The sequence below is a fragment of the Arthrobacter sp. Soil762 genome (genome assembly GCF_001428335.1).
Classification (GTDB): domain Bacteria; phylum Actinomycetota; class Actinomycetes; order Actinomycetales; family Micrococcaceae; genus Arthrobacter.
Genome location: NZ_LMSG01000001.1, coordinates 338,148 through 356,924 on the forward strand (window position 1 = coordinate 338,148; position 18,777 = coordinate 356,924).

The window sequence follows — 18,777 nt, forward strand, 5'->3', positions numbered from 1 at the left end:
ATCCTGCCACGTATGGCGGTCAGAACGCCCGTCGGGGAAGGCCGACTGAGTCGCACATCACATCTATGACAGCTGCATTAACGTCGTCACCGCGGCCGGTGAACAGGCGTACCTGTTCCACCGCCTGGTACAACAACATTTCGAGTCCGGGCACCACCGCACCGCCGCCGGACTGCCACGCCGACGCAATCTGGCTGGGCCACGGATCATAGGCCACGTCCAGGAGGACACCGGGTGTTCCGGTTCCCAAAGCGGCGATCTCCACCGCCAGTCCATCCGCTGCGCGCGGCGGGAGCGTGGAAATTACGACGTCGGCACTTGCTGTTGGAACGGCGGCTTCGGTCAGCGGCCGGACGACGATGGAAAGGCCTACTCCGGCCGCGGCGGCGCGTGCTTCGTCGGCCCGGGAGATATCCCGGACGAACACCTGGGCGTGCTGCGTGCCCAGATCCTTCAGCGCGGCCACTGCGGCTGCGGCTGTACCGCCTCCGCCCAGGACCACGGCAGCGGGGCTGGCTGCCACTCCGGCGTTACGGACAGCGTTGACGATGCCGGCGACGTCGGTGTTGTAGCCGATGCTCCTGACGGAGCCGAGGTCTTCCTCGAAGGCGACGGTGTTGACCACGCCCAGTGTCCGTGCCACGCCGCGGACTTCGTCCACTTCGGCAAACATGCCTGATTTCAGGGGCATGGTCACTGAGAGGCCGCGCCAGCCCTGCTGCGTCCTGACCTGTTCCATAAACGCGGGCAGCGCCTGCTCGGTCAGGTCCAGGGCCGTGTAGCCGATGTCCATCCCGAGTTTGCGGTAGGCCGCCAGGTGCAGGGCGGGGGACTTGGAGTGGCTGATCGGATGGCCCAGGACGGCGGCCCGGAGACTCATGTGCAGCGGCCCACGTTGGCCTGGCACCACGTGTTGTACTCGTTGACGTAGACGTTGTGTTCGTCGAGCGTCTTGGAGAACTTTGTCTCCTTCGTGTCCAGGTTGATGGTTACCCAGTACAGGTAGTCGTTGGTTTTGGGCTTCGCCGCCGCGTCGATGGCGGTCTTGCCCGGGGAGCCGATGGGGCCCGGCGGCAGGCCCGGGTTTGCGTAGGTGTTGTAGAGGTTGGATTTGTCCTGGCGCTCTTCATCGGTGAAGTTGAAGCTCTTGGTGCCCAGCCCGTACGTCACGGCCGAATCCACCTGCAGGTAGCCGTAGGTCTGGTCATTCGGCTTGAGCCGGTTGTAGATGGCACCGGCAACGTCACCGTACTCAGCCTGTCCGCCCTCAGCCTGCACAATGCTCGCCACAATCACGGCTTCGTACTGCTTCGCCGGATCGGAGATGCCCTGTGCCACCAGTTCGTCGGTGGTTCCCTTGACCAGCGACTGGAGGATCTCCTTCGCCGGTGTGCCGAGCGGGAAGCGGTACTCGCCCGGAGCGAGGAAGCCCTCAAGGTTTTTGGCGTTGGCCGGAAGGCCAAACTGAGCGGGAGCGTTGCTGAGTTCCTTAAGCTGCTGCAGCGACACGCCGGAGCCCTCTGAGATGGCCTGCAGCGACTCGCCGATCCTGAGTCCGGCATTCAAGGCGAAGTAGATGACCTTGCTCTTGTCGGTGCCAAGCAGGATGCTGACGGCGTCGGAGTTCTTCATCTCCGTCTTGAACGTGTAGTCCCCCGGCGACAGCGTTCCACCTGAAGAAGCAAATGCCTGGAGGAATGTGTCAGCGTTGGCCACAACTTTCCCGCTCTCCAGTTTGGTGGCCACGGAGCGGGTACCTTCACCTGGCTGGACGGAAACTATTACTTCGCCAGTGCCGGGGCCGGGGTAGTCTGCCGCTTTATCGTTTCCCAGCAGGGGCTTCAGGAACTGCGCACCCACGGCGATCGCTGCCACGAAGACCACAAGAGTCAGGAACAGGGCCAGGAGGCGGCGCCGGCGCCGCACCTTCTTGGAGGGCTTTGTCACTACGGAACCCGCGGCTGCGCCGGCGAACAGGCCGGAGGCGGCATGGTGATCATCCGGATCGTGGTCATCGACATGGTGATCATCAAGGTGACCGGCGTCGTGGACGGCTTGGCCCGGGTAGTGGTGCCCGGCGTCATGGTGCGCTTCGTCAGGGTAGTGGTGACCGGCGTCGTGCGCTTCGTCAGGGAAGTGGTGGTGCCCGGCGTCGTGCGCTTCATTAAAGTGCTGGTCTTCGGGGTGGTGTTCCTGAACCTGGGCGTCATCCGGATGGTGGTCTGCGGCCGGACCGGCGTGCTGGATGGAAGGCGGCGTGTCCGGGGCTGTGGGGATAGCCGGCTCCGGCTCCGGAGCGGGTTCGGGCACGTGAACCGGTTCGTGAGCGTGAACCGGTTCCGGCTGCGGCTCCGGAACTGCGGCAGGCCCCGGAGCGGGTGCAGCTTCGGGAACAGGAGCCGTGGCAGGTGCCGGCGCATCATGGCCCGTTTCGTAGGCCTGCTCGGGAACCACATCGCTGCTTCCCGTGTGCTTCTCCAGTGCGCGGAGCTCTTTTCGGGTCAGCGGCCTGGCGCCATCGTTGCTCGTGGCGCCTGAGGTGTCGTCGTTATTGGACGGGCTCACTGTAGCCTTCCGTGTTCTGAGATCGAATCATGCCTTCCGGGGCCGCATGCTCGGGCTGAACTGCCGAACCTGCTCCGGATGGCCGAGTACGGGGCGGCGCAGTCACGCGGCTGCCAACGTCCGTTCCCCTGGCTTTTTGCATGTCGATGGCGTGCTGGAGGATGCCTGCCGCCGCGACCTGATCCACCACTTTACGGTGGTTCCGGCTGCTCATGCCAGCTTCGTGCAGGTTACGGTGCGCCGTAACACTGCTCAGGCGTTCGTCCACGAGGTTGACGGGAACATCCATCCCCCGGGCAACGAACTCCGCAACCAGCAGTTCGGCGTAGTCGGTGGCCATCCTGGCAGAGGCGTGTTCCTCGCCCTTCATGGTGCGTGGCAGCCCCACGAAGACCTGGACGGCGCCCAGTTCCACAGCGAGGGACGCGATGACACGCACGTCGGAATTCTTCTTGACGTTGCGGTCCAGGGTCTTGTGCGGAGTGGCCAGGATTTCGTCCCGGTCGCAGATGGCGACGCCCACGCGGACGGTGCCGACGTCTACCCCCAGTTTGATGCCCTGAGGGTAGACGGCGGCGCCAGCGGATTCTGTCACAGGTTCCCTAGCGCCGGGAGATGGCGTCCACAACGGCGGCCAGCGCCGGTGCGACCTTGGCGGCGTCCGTGCCGCCACCCTGGGCGACGTCGTCCTTGCCGCCGCCGCCGCCGCCGAGGATCCCGGCCGCGAGCCGGACCAGGGCACCGGCCTTCACGCCGGCTTCCCGGGCTGCCTCGTTGGTGGCCACGAGGATCATGGGCCGGTCATTGCTCACACCGGCCACTGCCACTGTGGACGCTCCCGAACCGAGGCGGTTGCGCAGGTCGAGGGCAAGGTTGCGGATGTCGTCAGCGCCGCCGATCTGGCCGGCGTCGTGTGCGATGACCTGGACGCCGGCTGCGTCCCGGGCTGTGCCCACGAGGTTTCCGGCCGCCGCGGCGATCTGTTCCTTGCGCAGGCGGTCGAGTTCCTTCTCCGTGGCCTTGAGCTTGTTCAGCGTGCTGGCGATTCTGTCGGCGAGCTGACCGGAAGGCACTTTGAGCATCTCGGTCAGTTCAGTCACCAGGGCGCGCTCGGCGGCCAGGTGGCGGAAAGCATCCATGCCCACGAACGCCTCCACACGGCGGTTTCCTGAACCGACTGACTGCTCGCCGAGCAGCGACAGGCTGCCGATCAAGGACGTGTTGGGTACGTGCGTGCCGCCGCAGAGTTCCCGGGACCACGCGCCGTCGATCTCCACAACACGGACTTCGCTGCCATAGTTTTCGCCGAAGAGCGCCATGGCGCCCAGCGCCTTGGCCTCCGCCAGGCCCATGATCTTCGTGTCCACGCGGAAGTTGTTGCGGATGGCGAGGTTGGAGACTTCCTCGATTTCCGAACGCGTGGCGGTGCTGAGGCCTTCGCCCCAGGCGAAGTCGAAGCGCAGGTAGCCGGCCTTGTTGTAGGAACCACGCTGGGTGGCTTCGGGGCCTAGGATCTGGTGCAGGGCGGCGTGGACAATGTGCGTGCCGGTGTGGGCCTGCTCGGCGGCGTGACGCCGCTCGCGGTCCACGGCTGCGCGGACCAGTGAGTCAGAGCCGATCTCGCCTTCGCGGACGATTGCCTTGTGGACGCTCAGTCCTTTGATGGGGCGTTGGACGTCCAGGACCTCGACGACGAATCCGTCACCTGTGATGAGGCCGGTGTCAGCCGACTGGCCGCCTGCCTCAGCGTAGAACGGGGTCTCCGCCAGGACGAGTTCAATCTCGTCGCCGGTGGCGGCGTGCCCCACGTTCTGTCCGCGGCTGAGGATACCCCGGACCCGGGACTCACCGTCCAGTTCGGTGTAACCGGTGAAGACGGTCTCGCCCTGGGCCAGCAGTTCCTGGAAGGCGCTGAGATCGGCGTGGCCGCCCTTCTTTCCCTTGGCGTCCGCTTGGGCACGCTGGCGCTGTTCGAGCATCAGGCGTCGGAATTCCGGCTCATCGACCTTGAGGCCGGCTTCTTCCGCCATCTCCAAGGTGAGGTCGATCGGGAAGCCGTAGGTATCGTGCAGGGCGAAGGCATCGGCACCGGACAGCGGCGTGCCGGCGGCCTTGGACTCCGTCACGGCGTCTTCGAGGCGGGCAGTACCGGAAGCGATGGTGCGCAGGAAGGCCCGCTCTTCGGCGTAGGCGATCCGGCTGATGCGGTCAAAGTCCGTCGCCACGATCGGGTAGACGCCCTTCATGGCATCGCGTGAGGCGGGAAGCAGGTCCGGCAGGCAGGCCTTTTCGACGCCCAGCAGGCGCATGGAACGCACGGCGCGGCGGATCAGGCGGCGCAGGACGTAGCCGCGGCCCTCGTTGGACGGGGTCACGCCGTCGGCGATCAGCATCAGGGCCGAACGGATGTGATCACCCACAACGCGCATGCGGACGTCATCCGTGTGGTGCGGATCCTCGGGTGTTTCGGCCGAGGTGTACTCCCGGCCCGACAGCTCGGCAGCCTTGTCGATCACAGGCCGGACCTGGTCGGTTTCGTACATGTTCTCGACGCCCTGCAGGATCATCGCGAGGCGCTCCATGCCGAGGCCGGTATCGATGTTCTTTTTGGGCAGCTCGCCGACGACGTCGAAGTCGTCCTTGGACCGGACGTTGTCGATCTGGTACTGCATAAACACCAGGTTCCAGATTTCAACGTAGCGGTTTTCGTCGGCGATGGGGCCGCCCTCGACGCCGTAGGCAGGGCCCCTGTCGTAGTAGATCTCCGAGCAGGGGCCTGCCGGGCCCGGCTGGCCGGTGTGCCAGTAGTTGTCGGCCTTGCCCATGCGCTGAATGCGCTCGGACGGGACGCCGGTGTTCGTCAGCCACAGCTCCTTGGCTTCGTCGTCCTCTTCGTAGACAGTCACCCACAGCAGTTCCGGCGGAAGGCCGTAGCCGCCGTCGTCCACGCTCGTGGTGAGCAGCTCCCAGGCGTACTTGATGGCGTCTTCCTTGAAGTAATCACCGAAGGAGAAGTTGCCGCACATCTGGAAGAAGGTGCCGTGGCGGGCGGTCTTGCCCACTTCCTCGATGTCACCGGTGCGGATGCACTTCTGAACGCTGGTGGCCCGGGCGAAGGGGGCTTCCTCGCGGGCAGTCAGGTAAGGGATGAACGGGACCATGCCGGCCACGGTGAACAGGAGGGAGGGGTCGCTGGAGACCAGCGAGGCGGAGGGAACCGCGGTGTGGCCTTTGCTGACGAAAAAGTCGATCCAGCGCTTGGTGATCTCCTGCGACTTCATGAGCTGTTTACTTACCCTTCTTGGTTCACGCGTCTCTGCTGCGTGACAGTGTTGATTCAGTGGGCAGCCCCGGCATACGGGACTGCTGGTTTAATTCTCGCGCGTTTTTCCCGCGCGTTCAGCGGCGGGCAGGATCCCGCGATGGGACGGCCGGGGAGTCGACCCCGAGGGCGGCCCGAAGGTCCGTCTCGCGCTCATGCATTCCGGCACGCACGGCGTCGGCGAAGTCGTACACGCCGTCAGCCAGCCGGCCCACCGCGCGGTTCAGGCCCTCGGGCCCCAGGTTGGACTGGGCTTCGCTGATCTTGCGGAACGCGATGACACCAATGGCCACGCCGATTCCCATCCAGACAAATCGTTTCATTTCAGTTCTCCGGTGGCTTAGCGGCTGCGGCGGCCGGGTGCGGGCTTCTTGCGGTTGGCCAGTGCTGAACGCACGCCGTAGCTGAAGGCCGCTACCTTGATCAGCGGTGAACCGACCGTCGCTGCTACGAGTGATGACAGCGCGGAAAGGTTTGCCGACGCATCCGAAACGTTGGAGGCGATGCCATCCACTTTCTTCAGCTGCTGGTTGGTGGTGGAGACAGTAGCCGTGACTTCGTCCATCAGGGGCGTGGCGCCGTCGCTGAGGGCGCGGATGGAAGTCCGTATTTCTTCCAGCACACTGCCGAGCTTCAGGATGGGCACGGCGAGCAGCAGCACCAGGAGTGCGAACACCCCGGCCGCGATCAGGCCGGCAATATCGCCACCAGACATAGACGTTCAACTCCTTGAAACTGACGTGGATCTTTTACCTCGGCGTACGCTGCCTTGATGCGTTCCGCAGATGTCCCCCAAGTACCTTACATACAAAGAAGCCCGTGGCGCTTGCCACGGGCTTCTTTGGATACGCTGCTGGGATTTAGCGTGCGTAGAATTCGACGACGAGCTGCTCTTCGCAGGTTACGGGAACCTCGGAGCGCTTCGGGCGACGGACCAGGCGGGCCTGCAGGGCGTCAAGCTTGACGTCCAGGTAGGCCGGAACCTGGGGCAGTACGTCGCGGTGTGCGCCGGCTGCTGCAACCTGGAGCGGAACCATGGTTTCGCTGCGGGTGTGGACGTGGACAAGCTGGCCTTCGCCGACGCGGAAGGACGGGCGGTCAACGCGGATGCCGTCAACCATGATGTGGCGGTGCACAACGAGCTGGCGGGCCTGGGCGATGGTGCGGGCGAAGCCGGCACGCAGCACGAGGGCGTCAAGACGCATTTCGAGCAGTTCGATCAGGTTTTCACCGGTCAGGCCCTTGGTGCGGCGGGCTTCTTCGAAGGCGCGGGTCATCTGGGCTTCGCGGATGCCGTACTGGGCGCGCAGACGCTGCTTTTCGCGCAGACGTACGGCGTAGTCGGAGTCCTGCTTCTTGCGGGCACGGCCATGCTCACCGGGGCCGTACGGGCGGCGCTCCATGTACTTGGCGGCCTTGGGGGTCAGAGCAATGCCGAGTGCACGCGAGAGGCGTGCTGTACGGCGAGCACGAGTGTTGTTAGCCACTTGTGTCCTTCCAATATCTGCGGTGTGTCAGTGTTACTGGCCTCCATAATGGAGAGCATCGGCCAACCGCTGCCTTTTGCTACTGGGCACAGGGCTACCCCAACGAAACAGCAGAAATACTGAAGGATGGGGAGATTGCGTCCGCGCCTTGCCAGACAACGAACAATCTTAGCAGGATTCGGCTGCATTCCCACACTCCGCCGGCCGCTCCGGCCGCTGCTCCCCCGGTCACTCCCGTGGCGTCACTGCCCGGGCCACTCCACCGACGACGCCGGTCAGTTGCCGCGGATGATCTTGCGCAGGCGTTCGAGGCGCACGGCGATGTCCCGTTCCGCGCCGTTGGCGGTGGGCTCGTAGTAGTCCCGACCCACCAGATCATCCGGCGGGTACTGCTGGCTGGCCACGGAATGGGGGGCATCGTGGGCGTACTTGTAGCCGAGCCCGTGGCCCAGCTGCTTGGAGCCGGGGTAGTGCGCATCACGCAGGTGCGCCGGGATCCCGTTGCCCAGGCCGGCACGGACATCCGCGACGGCCTTGTTGATTCCCATGTACGCGGCGTTGGACTTGGGGGCCGTGGCCAGATGCACCACGGCCTCGGCCAGGACGATCCGCCCCTCAGGCATGCCGATCAGCTGGACTGCCTGGGCGGCGGCGACCGCCGTCTGCAGGGCTGTGGGGTCCGCCATTCCCACGTCCTCCGCCGCGGAAATCACGATGCGCCGGGCAATGAACCTCGGGTCCTCCCCTGCCTCCAGCATTCTGGCCAGGTAGTGCAGTGCGGCGTCGACGTCGGACCCGCGCACTGATTTGATGAAGGCGCTGGCGACGTCGTAGTGCTGGTCCCCGGCGCGGTCGTAGCGCACGGCAGCCACATCCAGGGCGCGTTCGGTGTGCTTGAGCTCCACCGTAACCAGAGAGTCGGCAGCGGCGTCGTCCGCATCGCCGAAGGCCACGCCCGCTGCGGCTTCGAGGGCCGTCAGGGCGCGCCGGGCGTCGCCGCCTGCGAGCCGGACGAGGTGCGCCACGGCCTCGGCACTGAGCTCCACTTTCCCGTTCAGGCCGCGTTCGTCCGCCACGGCGCGCTGCAGCAGCCCTTCAATGTCCGACTCCGTCAGCGGTTTCAGGGTGAGCAGGAGGGAGCGGGACAGCAGCGGCGAGACCACCGAAAAGGACGGGTTTTCCGTGGTTGCCGCTACGAGCACCACCCATCGGTTTTCGACGCCGGGCAGCAGGGCATCCTGCTGGGCCTTGTTGAAGCGGTGGATCTCGTCGAGGAAAAGCACAGTGGTGGTCTTGTACAGGTCCCGCGCTGTCAGGGCTTCGTCCATAACCCGCCGGACGTCCTTGACGCCCGCGGTGATGGCGGACAGCTCCACGAACTTCCGCCCCTTGCCCTTGGCGATCACGTGCGCCAGCGTGGTTTTTCCGGTCCCGGGCGGACCCCAGAGGATCAGCGAGCTGGGGCCTGCGGGACCCAGGGCGTCGGTGCCGGCCGCCAGCTGCCGCAACGGCGATCCCTGCCCCAGCAGGTGCTGCTGGCCCACCACGTCATCCAGGGTGCGTGGCCGCATCCGGACGGCCAACGGACTGCGGGGCGCGGCGGTACGGCCGGACGACGACGGTTCGTCAGTGTCGTCGTCGTCATTGCCATGCCCTTGGGCGAAGAGATCATCCACATAGATAGGCTACTCATTAGTTCACTGCCCCACTTCCGCCCTCCATTTTCCGCCCGCCACCCAAGGGATCCCGCCATGAGCGCACGCAGCACCCCCGGCGCCGGCCGTCCGGGGTCCGTCAGGACCGCGTTTGTGTCCGGCGGACGCCTGGCCGGCTGGGCAGACCGCTTCGGAGCCGCGCACGGCGGCTTCCGGATCAGCGATGACGACGACGGCCTGCGGCTGCTGGCGGCCGACGGCACCACCGCCTTGCTCCAGGCGCCCTGGCCACCGGACGGACGCCCTGGACGCGGCGCCGATCCGCTGGAGCGCCTGGCCTCCGTCGCCACCCAGCCACGGACGGCCGGACTGGTGCTCGTGCGGCGCGGCGGCTACGCGGCGGCCGTGGCCAGGGAAGGCATCATGCTCGCGTCCAAGACGGGCTCCCGCTACGTGCAGTCCCGCACCGCGGCCGGCGGCCAGTCGCAGCAGCGGTTCGCACGGCGCCGGGCCAACCAGGCTGATGAGCTGGTGGAGAAAGTGGCGGCCCACGCCGCAGCAGTCTTCGGCGGCCAGCCGATCGAGTATCTTGCTCCGGGCGGGGACCGGACCCTTGCGGGACTCGTCATGGACCAACCTGCCATGAAGCTGTACGCCTCAGTCCCCCGGCTGGACTTCCTGGATGTGCCCGATCCCAACGGCTCGGTGCTGAGGAAGGCCGCCGCGGATGTCTGCGCCGTCAGGATCCAGGTCGCGGACGCGCCGGCGAACAACCCGTCCAACAACCCGGATTCCCGGGCCACTTAACAGCCGGTCAGATGGCGCTTGGGCCGTTCCTGCCGGTAGAGGTAGCGGCCGGCTTCCTGGAATCCCGCCTTGGCGTAGAGCTGCTGGGCCCCGGAGTTCGCTGCGGTGACCAGCAGCCAATAGCCTGCCAGCCTGCGGGCGGCACCTTCATGCAGGAGTGCCTGCATGATCCGCAGGGCATAGCCGCGCCGTCGGGCGTCCGGACGGGTAGCCATGCAGTACAGCCCGCCCCGACCGCTAGCTGCCGCACCGGCAGGGACGGCCAGCCGGCCGACGGCGGCGGGAACGCCGTTGTCGGACCTCACTAGGGCATAAATCGACGGGCAACCTGGCAGGATGCTGCGTGCGGTTTCGCGCTCGCCCGGACCTCCACGGCCATCCACACTCCACCACAGCTCCAGCCACTCATCGCTGGGATCCGTGGAGATCTCGACGCCGGGTGGCGGAGCCGCGCGCTCCGGCCCAGTGCGGTCTGCCCCGGCATCCCGGCACATCACCAGAGTTTCGGACTGCCGGGTGAAGCCTTCCCCGTCGAGGATGGCATTCAGTCCGGCGGAGCGGGGATCATCGAAGATCTGGAAAATCAGCGGCAGGCGCCGGCCGCGGTACCAGAGCCGCGCCGCACGCAAGGCCTCGTGCTGCTGGCGTGCGGCGCCCTCCGGCTCGCGCGGCCAGACGGAGTTGGCGCGCTGGGTCACGCCGGAGGCTGCGCGAAGCACCCAGCCGTCGGATTCCTCGCGGTCCGGGGCCGGCCAGGCAGCATCCATCAGCGCCTCGAGCCTAGGCAGGGCCAGGGCTGGTGCAGGACGTGAAACTGTCATGGCGTACCACTCTTCCAATGCGAAAGGCCCCCCGGTTTCCCGGGAAGCCTCTCGACGGCGGTGCTTGGATTACTCGGCCTTTTTGGGCTCTTCCGTTTTCGTTTGGGGCTTGAAGTCCACGCCGGCTTCCTTGCGCTGCTGCGCCGTGATCGGCGCGGGAGCCTGCGTCAGGGGGTCGTAACCGTTGCCCGTCTTCGGGAAGGCAATGACGTCGCGGATGGACTCAACGCCCGCCAGCAATGCCACCACACGGTCCCAGCCGAACGCAATGCCGCCGTGCGGAGGAGCGCCGAACTTGAAGCCTTCCAGCAGGAAGCCGAACTTGGTCTGGGCGTCTGCCTTGTCCAGCCCCATCAGTTCAAATACGCGTTCCTGGACGTCACGCTCGTGGATACGGATGGAGCCGCCGCCGATTTCATTGCCGTTGCAGACAATGTCGTAGGCGTAGGACAGGGCCGATTCCGGGTCATTGTCGAACGTGTCCATGAACTCGGGCTTGGGCGAGGTGAAGGCGTGGTGGACGGCCGTCCACTTGCCGGCGCCAACAGCCACATCGCCGGACGCCACCGCTGCGGCGGCAGGTTCGAACATGGGGGCGTCAACCACCCAGCAGAAGGCCCAGGCGCTGGGATCGATCAGGCCGGTGCGGTGGCCGATCTCCACGCGGGCAGCACCCAGGAGGGCGCGGGCCGCTGACTTCTCACCTGCGGCGAAGAAGATGCAGTCGCCCGGCTTGGCGCCGACGGCGTCGGCGAGGCCTGCACGCTCGGTTTCGTTCAGGTTCTTGGCAACAGGGCCAGCCAGTTCGCCGTCTTCCTTGAAGAGGACGTAGGCCAGGCCCTTGTGGCCGCGCTGCTTGGCGAATTCCTGCCAGCCGTCCAGGGTGCGTCGCGGCTGGGAAGCGCCGCCGGGCATCACCACGGCGCCGACATACGGGGCCTTGAAGACGCCGAAGCCGGTGTCCTTGAAGAATTCGGTAAGCTCAGTCAGCTCCACGCCGAAGCGGAGATCGGGCTTGTCCGAGCCGTAGCGAGCCATGGCGTCGGCGTACGTGATGCGCTGGATGGGCGTCGGGATCTCGACGTCGATCAGCTTCCACAGCGCCTTGACGATGTTTTCGCCCAGGGCAATGATGTCGTCCTGGTCCACGAAGCTGGCTTCGATGTCCAGCTGGGTGAATTCGGGCTGGCGGTCGGCGCGGAAGTCCTCGTCGCGGTAGCAGCGCGCGATCTGGTAGTACTTCTCGAAGCCGCCCACCTGCAGGAGCTGCTTGAAAAGCTGCGGGGACTGCGGCAGTGCGTACCAGGAACCCGGCGCCAGGCGGGCGGGGACCACGAAGTCGCGGGCGCCTTCCGGCGTCGAACGCGTCAGCGTGGGCGTCTCGATCTCGACAAAACCGTCCTGGTGGAGCAGCTCGCGGGCAATCCGGTTGGCTTCGGAGCGCAGCCGGAGGTTACGGGCGGGGCCGGGGCGGCGCAGGTCGAGGTAGCGGTGCTTCAGGCGGGCTTCCTCACCGACCTCCACGTGCTCGTCGATCTGGAACGGCAGCGGATCGGAAGTGTTGAGGATAACCACCTTGTCCGCCATGACCTCAATGGCGCCGGTGGCCAGGGCGGGGTTCTCGTTGCCCTCCGGGCGCTTGGAGACGGTGCCGGTGATCTGCAGGACGTACTCGTTGCGCAGGCCGTGGAAGACCTCTTCCTCACGGACCACAACCTGGGCCACGCCGGACGCATCGCGCAGATCCACGAATGCAACACCACCGTGATCACGACGGCGGCCCACCCAGCCAGCCAGGGTTACGGTTTGTCCAATGTGCTCGGAGCGAAGGGATCCGAGGTCATGTGTGCGCAGCACAGCACGCCTTTCTGAAGACGACAGCAGGAAAACAAAAGATAAAACTGCATAGGATCGTTCCGGGAACAATCCCGTCTGAGTTTACCCGCTGGAAAGGCCCCACTCCCCCATGCCCGAACACCAGCAGCTTCAACGCAGGCTCGGCGTGCTTGACGCCACGTCCATCGGCCTGGGCTCCATGCTCGGGGCCGGCGTTTTTGTGGTCTTCGCCCCCGCCGCGGGCCTGGCCGGAAATCTCCTGGTCCTGTCGGTCCTGATCGCGGGTGCCGTGGCCTACTGCAACGCGGTGGCCTCCGCGGAACTGGCTGCACGGTATCCGGCCAGCGGCGGAACGTACGTGTACGGCCGGAAGCGCTTGGGGGAATGGCCGGGTTTCCTGGCTGGCTGGGGGTTTGTCACCGGCAAGACGGCCTCCTGCGCCGCCATGGCCCTGACATTCGGCCACTACGTGTCACCGGGCTACGCGGTGCCGGTCGCCATCGCTGCGGTGGTGGCGCTGACGGCTGTGAATCTGTTTGGCATTACCCGCACAGCACTCCTGACCAGGCTCCTGCTGTGCGTTGTCCTGGCCACGCTCGTGTTTGTTGCCGCGGCCGCGATCGTGGGGCCGCATCCTGCCAGCGGAACGTCCCTCGGGACGTCCGGCTCTGGCGGGGCCGGCGGAATCGAAGGGGTGCTGCCGGCCGCCGGCCTGATGTTCTTCGCCTTCGCAGGCTACGCGCGCATCGCCACTCTCGGTGAGGAAGTCAAGGATCCGGCCAGGACCATTCCGCGTGCGATCCTGGCGGCCCTCGCCGGCGCCTTCGTCATCTACCTGGCGTTGGCGCTGCTGCTGCAAAACCACTTGGCGGATGGCCGGCTGGCCGCCACCACGGCCCCGCTGCTGGACGCTGTGCTTAATTCGCAGCTCGCCGCCGGTGCGCCGCTCGTCCAGGCCGGCGCGGCAGCGGCGAGCCTGGGTGCGCTGCTTGCGCTCATCACCGGCGTGGGCCGCACAACTTTGGCCATGGCGCGCGAACGCGATCTGCCGGCGCCCCTCGCCCGCGTGGGCGAGGGGCGCACGGTGCCGTTCGTGGCGGAACTGGCGGTGGCCGCCGTCGTGATCTTCCTGATCCTGACCAGTGACGTGATGACGGTGGTGGGGTTCTCCAGCTTCGGTGTGCTCATTTACTACGCGGTGACGAACGCCGCGGCGTACACCCTGGAGGAGCACCCGGCGCACGGCCCGAGGTGGCTCAATGTGGCTGGCTTCACCAGCTGCCTGCTGCTGGCTTTCACACTGCCGCCCGCTTCAGTGCTGGGGATGGCCGCTGTGCTGGCCATCGGCGCGGCCGGCCGGTTCGTGGTGCTTCGGTTCCGCCGCTAGCTGCCGCTAAGCGCCACACCGCCCGCAGGTCCCCGTCCCGCCGTCGTGGGGCACTTTGGGGCACCAACCCAGGGAAACACACCCAGAGTGCGGTGAGTCCGTGTCGAAGTGCCCCGTTCAGGCTGCCGCTGGGCCCCCTCGCCGCCAGACCGAGCCGGTCAGGCTGACTGGGCTGCTGCCGCTGGCACCTGGGCTGTTGTGACCTGGACGTTAAGGTCTTCCGACGGCGGCGTCCAGGTTGCGGGATCGGCGTCGGCCTGCTCGCCGGACCGGATGTCCTTGACTTGGTGCTTGCCGTCGTCGTCGGTGAACCAAACGAACGGGATGCCGCGGCGGTCCGCGAATTTGATCTGCTTCCCGAACTTCTCTGCCTTGGCTGCCACTTCGGTGGCGATGCCCCGGCTGCGGAGCTGGGCGGCAACGTCCTGCGCCGCACCCCAACTGTCGTCGTTGGTGAGCGCCACCAGCACGGCGGTGGGGACCGACCGCGAGGCCTTGGCGAGGTCCTGGCTCAGGATCCGCGACACCAGCCGGGTCACACCAATGGAGAGGCCGACACCGGGGAACTTGCGGTTGCCCTTGCTCGCCAAAGCGTCGTAGCGGCCGCCGGAGCAGATGGAACCGAGCTGTTCGTGGCCCACCAGAACCGTCTCCACCACCGTGCCGGTGTAGTAATCCAGGCCGCGGGCGATGCTGAGGTCGGCAACAACCTTGCCCGGCGCGCGCTGCACGGCGGCTTCGATCACCTGTTCCAGCTCATTCAGGCCCTCCTCAAGGAGGTCATTCGTCACGCCGAGCGCGCGGACCTGGGCCACAAACGAGGTGTCCTCGGTACGGATTCCTGCCAGCTTCAGCGCTGCCTGCGCCTGCTCATCGGAGGCACCCAGTTCGCTCTTGAGCAGCTCTGCGACCTTGGCTGCGCCGATCTTTTCCAGCTTGTCGATGCTGCGGAGCACGCCTGCGGTGTCGTCCAGGCCAATGCCGCGGTAGAAGCCCTCGGCAAGCTTGCGGTTGTTGATCCGCAGCCGGAAGTCCGGAATCGGCAATGCGCTCAATGCTTCGGCAATGACCAGGGCAATCTCCACGTCATAGCGGAACGGCAGCTCGCCGTCGCCCACCACATCGATGTCTGCCTGGGTGAATTCGCGGGCCCGGCCTTCCTGGGGGCGTTCCCCGCGCCAGACTTTCTGGATCTGGTAGCGCCGGAACGGGAACGCGAGGTACCCGGCGTTCTCGACGACGTACCGTGCAAAAGGCACCGTGAGGTCGAAGTGGAGCGCGAGGGCGTTCGGGTCCGATTTGCCGGCCTTGCCCGCGTCGGAGGTGTCGTCGTCGTCGTCCTGAAGGCGGCTGAGGCCGTAGACCTCCTTATCAATCTCACCCTTGCGCAGGAGCTGGCCGACGGTTTCCACAGCACGGGTCTCGATAGACGCGAAGCCGTGCAGTTCAAAAACCTTACGAAGGGTGTCCAGCACGTGCAGCTCCACCAGCCGCTCCTCGGGAAGCCACTCGGGGAATCCGGACAGGGAGGCTGTGCGTGCCATGGTGGATGTTCTCCTCTTGATGAAGGGTGCCTGGGACTTTGCCCGGCATTCCGCCCGAAACGGGCAGGGAACGGCGGCAGTCCGGCAACTCATGCATAAACTATGTGCGGCAGTCAGTTTATGCGTCATCCGCCGGCATCTCTAATGGGGCGGCCGGCAGAGCAGAGGGCTGCCGGCAGACAACCGCCTCCGGATTCAGTTTCGACCGGACGCGGCCCGACATACAGGAGGACCAGTGGCGGCCAGTTCACGCAGCGCCCGCGAAGCCAAACGGCGCATCCAGCAGATGGAGGCAAAGCGCGAGCTGCGGCGGGACCAGGAGAAACGGCGCAAGCGCGACAACCTCATCGCCGCCGGTGCCGGAACCGCCGCCGTCCTGCTCGCCGTCGTGCTCCAGCTGACTGCTTTTGCCGGCAACCCCACGGAAGACGAATTTGCCGCCTTAGAGGCCGGCCTGACCAGCCCAACCGACTCCCCCACGCCTTCCGCGCCCGCCACGAACGGTCCGAACATCCCGGCCCCTGACACTGCCGCCGGCAAGGTGTTCACTGGTGAACTGGCACTGAACGGGAACGTGCTCGGCGTCGAAATCGACGGCACCAAGGCACCCCAGGCCGCCGCGGTCTTCAAGGCACTGACAGATGAAGGTTTCTATAACGGCAGCGCCTGCCACCGCCTGACCACGGGCGAGACCTTCGCCCTGCTGCAGTGCGGCGGCGCCTCGGCCTCCGCCGACCCGGACTACACCTGGGGACCCCTCGAAAACACCCCCGCAGACAACATCTACCCTGCAGGCACGATTGCCGTAGCCCGGTCCGGCGACAACGCCTACGGTAACGGCAAGCAGTTCTTTGTGGTCTACAAAGACACAGTGATTCCCGCCGACTCTGCCGGGGGCTATACGGTGGTGGGCAAGGTGACCTCCGGAATGGAGGCAGTGACCGCCATCGCCGCCGCGGGAATCACCCCCGGCTCCAGCTCATCAGACGGCGCACCTGTGCAACCAGTCACGATAGACTCGGTTTCTCTGAAGTAGGAAGCCAGGCCTTTACGGCCACGGTGCAGTACGTGAGTATTTCCCTCCAAGCGAAAGACTTTTAGCGGTGACAGACAGTCAGAAATCCGACGAAACAGCAGCAGACCTGACCGAGGCAACGGCCCCCGTGGCTGACCAGGCAGACGCTGTCCAGGCAACCGACGAACAGGCCCCGGTTGACGAAACCGTGGCTGAAGCGGACGTGGATCCAGAGGGCGTGGCCGTCCAGGCCGAAGATGCCGAAGCCCCGGTGGAACGTGCCGAGGTCCCGGCCGCCCCGGTTGAAGAGAGTGCGGCCGGTGCCGGGAGCGCGGCTGAAGAAGCCCCGGCCCCGGCCCCCGTGCCTGCTCCGGCAGCTCGACCCGCCCCATCGCCGGCAGCCTTCGCCGCCCGGCCCAAGCCGGCAGCGGCCGCACCTGTGGCAGCACCGGCACCCGTCGCTTCCGCGACCTCGCTGGCGGAAGCTGCAAAGTGGGGCCGTGTTGAGGGGGACGGCCACGTATTCCTGACGATCGACGGCGATGAGCACCCGGTGGGCCAGTACCCCGGTGTCAGCAATGACGAAGCCCTCGCCTACTTCGCGCGGAAGCATGACGACATTGTTGCGCAGGTCCTGCTCCTGGAGCAGCGCATCAGCTCCAAGGCGCCCAGCACCGATATGCAGAAGACCGTCACGCACCTGCGCGAGCAGCTGGCGGAGCGGAACATGGTGGGAGACCTCCGTTCTACCGAAGCACGGCTGGACGCTGTTTCCACGCAGATCGCCGAACTCGAAAAGGCAGAGAAGGCCGAACACGACGCCGTTCGCTCCGCCGAGCTCGCTGCCCGTGAGGCCATCGTGGCCGAAGCCGAAGAGATCTCGGGGCAGGATCCCGCCCAGATCCAGTGGAAGACCTCCAGCGCCCGGATGAACGATCTTTTTGAAAGCTGGAAGACAGCCCAGAAGGGCGGCATCCGGCTTGGCCGCAGCAACGAGGACGCCTTGTGGAAGCGGTTCCGTGCCGCCCGCACGGTTTTCGACCGTCACCGCCGCGCCTATTTCTCCCAGCTGGACAGCACAAACTCGGCCGCAAAATCGGCCAAGGAGAAGCTCATCGCCGAAGCCGAGGCCCTGTCCTCGTCCACAGACTGGGGCTTTGCCGCCGGCGAATACCGCCGGCTCATGGATGAATGGAAGGCCTCACCGCGCGCCAGCCGCAAGGACGACGACGCCCTCTGGGCCCGTTTCCGTGCCGCCCAGGATGTGTTCTTCACGCACCGGCAGGCAGCCAACGAGGAGATCGACCAGGAATACGCTGCCAACCTCACGGTGAAAGAAGCGCTCCTCGTCGAAGCGAACACCATCCTGCCGGTCAAGGACCTGGCCGCGGCCAAGAAGGCGCTCCAGTCTGTCCGGGACCGCTGGGAAGAAGCCGGCAAGGTCCCCCGCGCCGACATGGGACGCATCGAAGCCGGCCTCCGCAAGGTGGAGGACGCTGTACGCAACGCCGAAGAGGAAAACTGGCAGCGCTCCAACCCCGAGACGAAGGCCCGCACCAACAGCGCCCTGTCGCAGCTGGAAGCAGCCATTTCCGGCCTGCAGGACGACCTCGCCAAGGCCGAAAAAGCCGGCGACCAGCGCAAGATCAAGGGGGCCCGCGAAGCCCTCGAGGCGAGGCAGGCCTGGTTGGACCAGATCCAGCGCTCGGCCAGCGAGCTTTCCTAGTCAGTAGTTTGTAGGGTGCCTTTGTAAGGCGCCTGTCGCACGACGTACTGGCCCGGTCCCGGTTATCCACATAACCGGGACCGGGCCTGTGCGCGTTAAGGGAAGACGCGGCAGGATGGAGGGATGGCCACCTCCTCACCACCCCAATACCCGGACCTATATTCGCCGGGGAAGCCTTTCGCGTGGCCCGAACTCCAGTCACTGGCAGCGGACGGTGTCCTGGCGCAGTTCCACCATCACGGCTTCACGTTGCCGGACGCTCTAGCGTCACCCCACGTGCGGGCCAGAACGGTGGCCAACGCGGTTCCGGCAGCTGTCAGGCAGCGCGTGGTGGCGGGGCGCATGACGGCGGCCTGGATCTACGGCTGTGCGGCCGAACCGGACCGGCTGGCCTTGCTTGTGGACGCGAAGCGGCGGATTTCGAGCCTCCGCAACACCAGGGGCTGTACGCTCCATGAAGTCCGGCTTGGTCCGTTCGACGTGGTCAGCATGGGCGGGCTCATGGTGTCCAGCCCACTGCGCACCGCCGTGGATATTGCCCTGCACGTTGACGTCCACCGGGCCTTGCCGGCCCTGACCGGGTTGCTGGCCCGCCCGGAGCGGGACGTGCGC

The 18,777-nt window shown here is 66.2% G+C and carries 15 protein-coding genes; 4 read left to right on the forward strand and 11 right to left on the reverse strand.

Annotated elements, in window-relative coordinates:
• Positions 1–19: 19 nt before the first annotated feature.
• From ASG77_RS01555 to ASG77_RS01590, 8 genes are all read right to left on the reverse strand, one after another.
• Positions 20–880 carry a shikimate dehydrogenase gene (locus ASG77_RS01555; RefSeq protein WP_056340278.1) on the reverse strand — a complete coding sequence of 287 codons (861 nt, stop codon included), beginning with the start codon at positions 878–880 and terminating at the stop codon, positions 20–22.
• Positions 877–2,565 carry an endolytic transglycosylase MltG gene (gene mltG / locus ASG77_RS01560; protein WP_056340281.1) on the reverse strand — a complete coding sequence of 563 codons (1,689 nt, stop codon included), beginning with the start codon at positions 2,563–2,565 and terminating at the stop codon, positions 877–879. Before mltG ends, ASG77_RS01555 begins: the two co-directional genes overlap by 4 nt.
• Positions 2,549–3,160, reverse strand: coding sequence for a Holliday junction resolvase RuvX (gene ruvX, locus ASG77_RS01565; RefSeq protein WP_056340283.1), 612 nt, complete (start codon positions 3,158–3,160; stop codon positions 2,549–2,551). The genes mltG and ruvX overlap by 17 nt, the downstream gene beginning before the upstream one ends.
• Positions 3,161–3,167: 7 nt before the next feature.
• Complete coding sequence (gene alaS / locus ASG77_RS01570) at positions 3,168–5,846, reverse strand: alanine--tRNA ligase (protein ID WP_056340286.1); 2,679 nt, start codon at positions 5,844–5,846, stop codon at positions 3,168–3,170.
• 118 nt (positions 5,847–5,964) lie between these two features.
• A complete protein-coding gene (locus tag ASG77_RS01575; RefSeq protein ID WP_235564231.1) occupies positions 5,965–6,210 on the reverse strand; it encodes a DUF6167 family protein in 246 nt (81 codons plus the stop codon).
• Positions 6,211–6,227: 17 nt separating this feature from the next.
• A complete protein-coding gene (locus tag ASG77_RS01580; protein ID WP_056340293.1) occupies positions 6,228–6,602 on the reverse strand; it encodes a DUF948 domain-containing protein in 375 nt (124 codons plus the stop codon).
• A 145-nt stretch (positions 6,603–6,747) separates the two neighbouring features.
• Positions 6,748–7,374: a 30S ribosomal protein S4 gene (gene rpsD, locus ASG77_RS01585; protein WP_056340296.1), complete on the reverse strand. Its 627-nt coding sequence runs from the start codon at positions 7,372–7,374 to the stop codon at positions 6,748–6,750.
• A gap of 275 nt (positions 7,375–7,649) precedes the next feature.
• Positions 7,650–9,050 (reverse strand): replication-associated recombination protein A, encoded by a 1,401-nt coding sequence (locus tag ASG77_RS01590; protein WP_056340299.1) that lies wholly within the window; start codon positions 9,048–9,050, stop codon positions 7,650–7,652.
• 75 nt (positions 9,051–9,125) lie between these two features.
• Here ASG77_RS01590 and ASG77_RS01595 point away from each other — a divergent pair, with 75 nt between their 5' ends.
• Complete coding sequence (locus ASG77_RS01595; RefSeq protein WP_056340302.1) at positions 9,126–9,836, forward strand: acVLRF1 family peptidyl-tRNA hydrolase; 711 nt, start codon at positions 9,126–9,128, stop codon at positions 9,834–9,836.
• On the opposite strand, the gene ASG77_RS01600 is transcribed toward ASG77_RS01595, so the two are convergent.
• Both ASG77_RS01600 and aspS read right to left on the reverse strand, forming a co-directional pair.
• Positions 9,833–10,657, reverse strand: coding sequence for a GNAT family N-acetyltransferase (locus tag ASG77_RS01600; protein WP_056340305.1), 825 nt, complete (start codon positions 10,655–10,657; stop codon positions 9,833–9,835). The genes ASG77_RS01595 and ASG77_RS01600 overlap by 4 nt on opposite strands.
• A 69-nt stretch (positions 10,658–10,726) precedes the next feature.
• Positions 10,727–12,514, reverse strand: a complete 1,788-nt coding sequence (aspS, locus tag ASG77_RS01605; RefSeq protein WP_056340307.1) for an aspartate--tRNA ligase — start codon at positions 12,512–12,514, stop codon at positions 10,727–10,729.
• A 109-nt stretch (positions 12,515–12,623) separates the two neighbouring features.
• Between aspS and ASG77_RS01610 the strand changes: the two genes are divergently transcribed.
• A complete protein-coding gene (locus ASG77_RS01610; protein WP_056340310.1) occupies positions 12,624–13,880 on the forward strand; it encodes an APC family permease in 1,257 nt (418 codons plus the stop codon).
• A 158-nt stretch (positions 13,881–14,038) separates the two neighbouring features.
• Here ASG77_RS01610 and hisS read toward each other — a convergent pair whose 3' ends face one another.
• Positions 14,039–15,424 (reverse strand): histidine--tRNA ligase, encoded by a 1,386-nt coding sequence (gene hisS / locus ASG77_RS01615; RefSeq protein ID WP_056340313.1) that lies wholly within the window; start codon positions 15,422–15,424, stop codon positions 14,039–14,041.
• 235 nt (positions 15,425–15,659) lie between these two features.
• Between hisS and ASG77_RS01620 the strand changes: the two genes are divergently transcribed.
• Entirely contained in the window at positions 15,660–16,460 is an 801-nt protein-coding gene (locus tag ASG77_RS01620; RefSeq protein WP_056340316.1) for a peptidylprolyl isomerase, read from the forward strand.
• A gap of 67 nt (positions 16,461–16,527) precedes the next feature.
• Positions 16,528–18,165: a DUF349 domain-containing protein gene (locus ASG77_RS01625; RefSeq protein ID WP_082575774.1), complete on the forward strand. Its 1,638-nt coding sequence runs from the start codon at positions 16,528–16,530 to the stop codon at positions 18,163–18,165.
• Positions 18,166–18,777: the final 612 nt, after the last annotated feature.

Coding starts and splice junctions, on each gene's coding strand:
- ASG77_RS01595 (WP_056340302.1), top strand. CDS start 9,126: ATGAGCGCACGCAGCACCCCCGGCGCCGGCCGTCCGGGGTCCGTCAGG.
- ASG77_RS01600 (WP_056340305.1), bottom strand. CDS start 10,657: ATGACAGTTTCACGTCCTGCACCAGCCCTGGCCCTGCCTAGGCTCGAG.
- ASG77_RS01580 (WP_056340293.1), bottom strand. CDS start 6,602: ATGTCTGGTGGCGATATTGCCGGCCTGATCGCGGCCGGGGTGTTCGCA.
- alaS (WP_056340286.1), bottom strand. CDS start 5,846: ATGAAGTCGCAGGAGATCACCAAGCGCTGGATCGACTTTTTCGTCAGC.
- hisS (WP_056340313.1), bottom strand. CDS start 15,424: ATGGCACGCACAGCCTCCCTGTCCGGATTCCCCGAGTGGCTTCCCGAG.
- ASG77_RS01575 (WP_235564231.1), bottom strand. CDS start 6,210: ATGAAACGATTTGTCTGGATGGGAATCGGCGTGGCCATTGGTGTCATC.
- ASG77_RS01610 (WP_056340310.1), top strand. CDS start 12,624: ATGCCCGAACACCAGCAGCTTCAACGCAGGCTCGGCGTGCTTGACGCC.
- ASG77_RS01555 (WP_056340278.1), bottom strand. CDS start 880: ATGAGTCTCCGGGCCGCCGTCCTGGGCCATCCGATCAGCCACTCCAAG.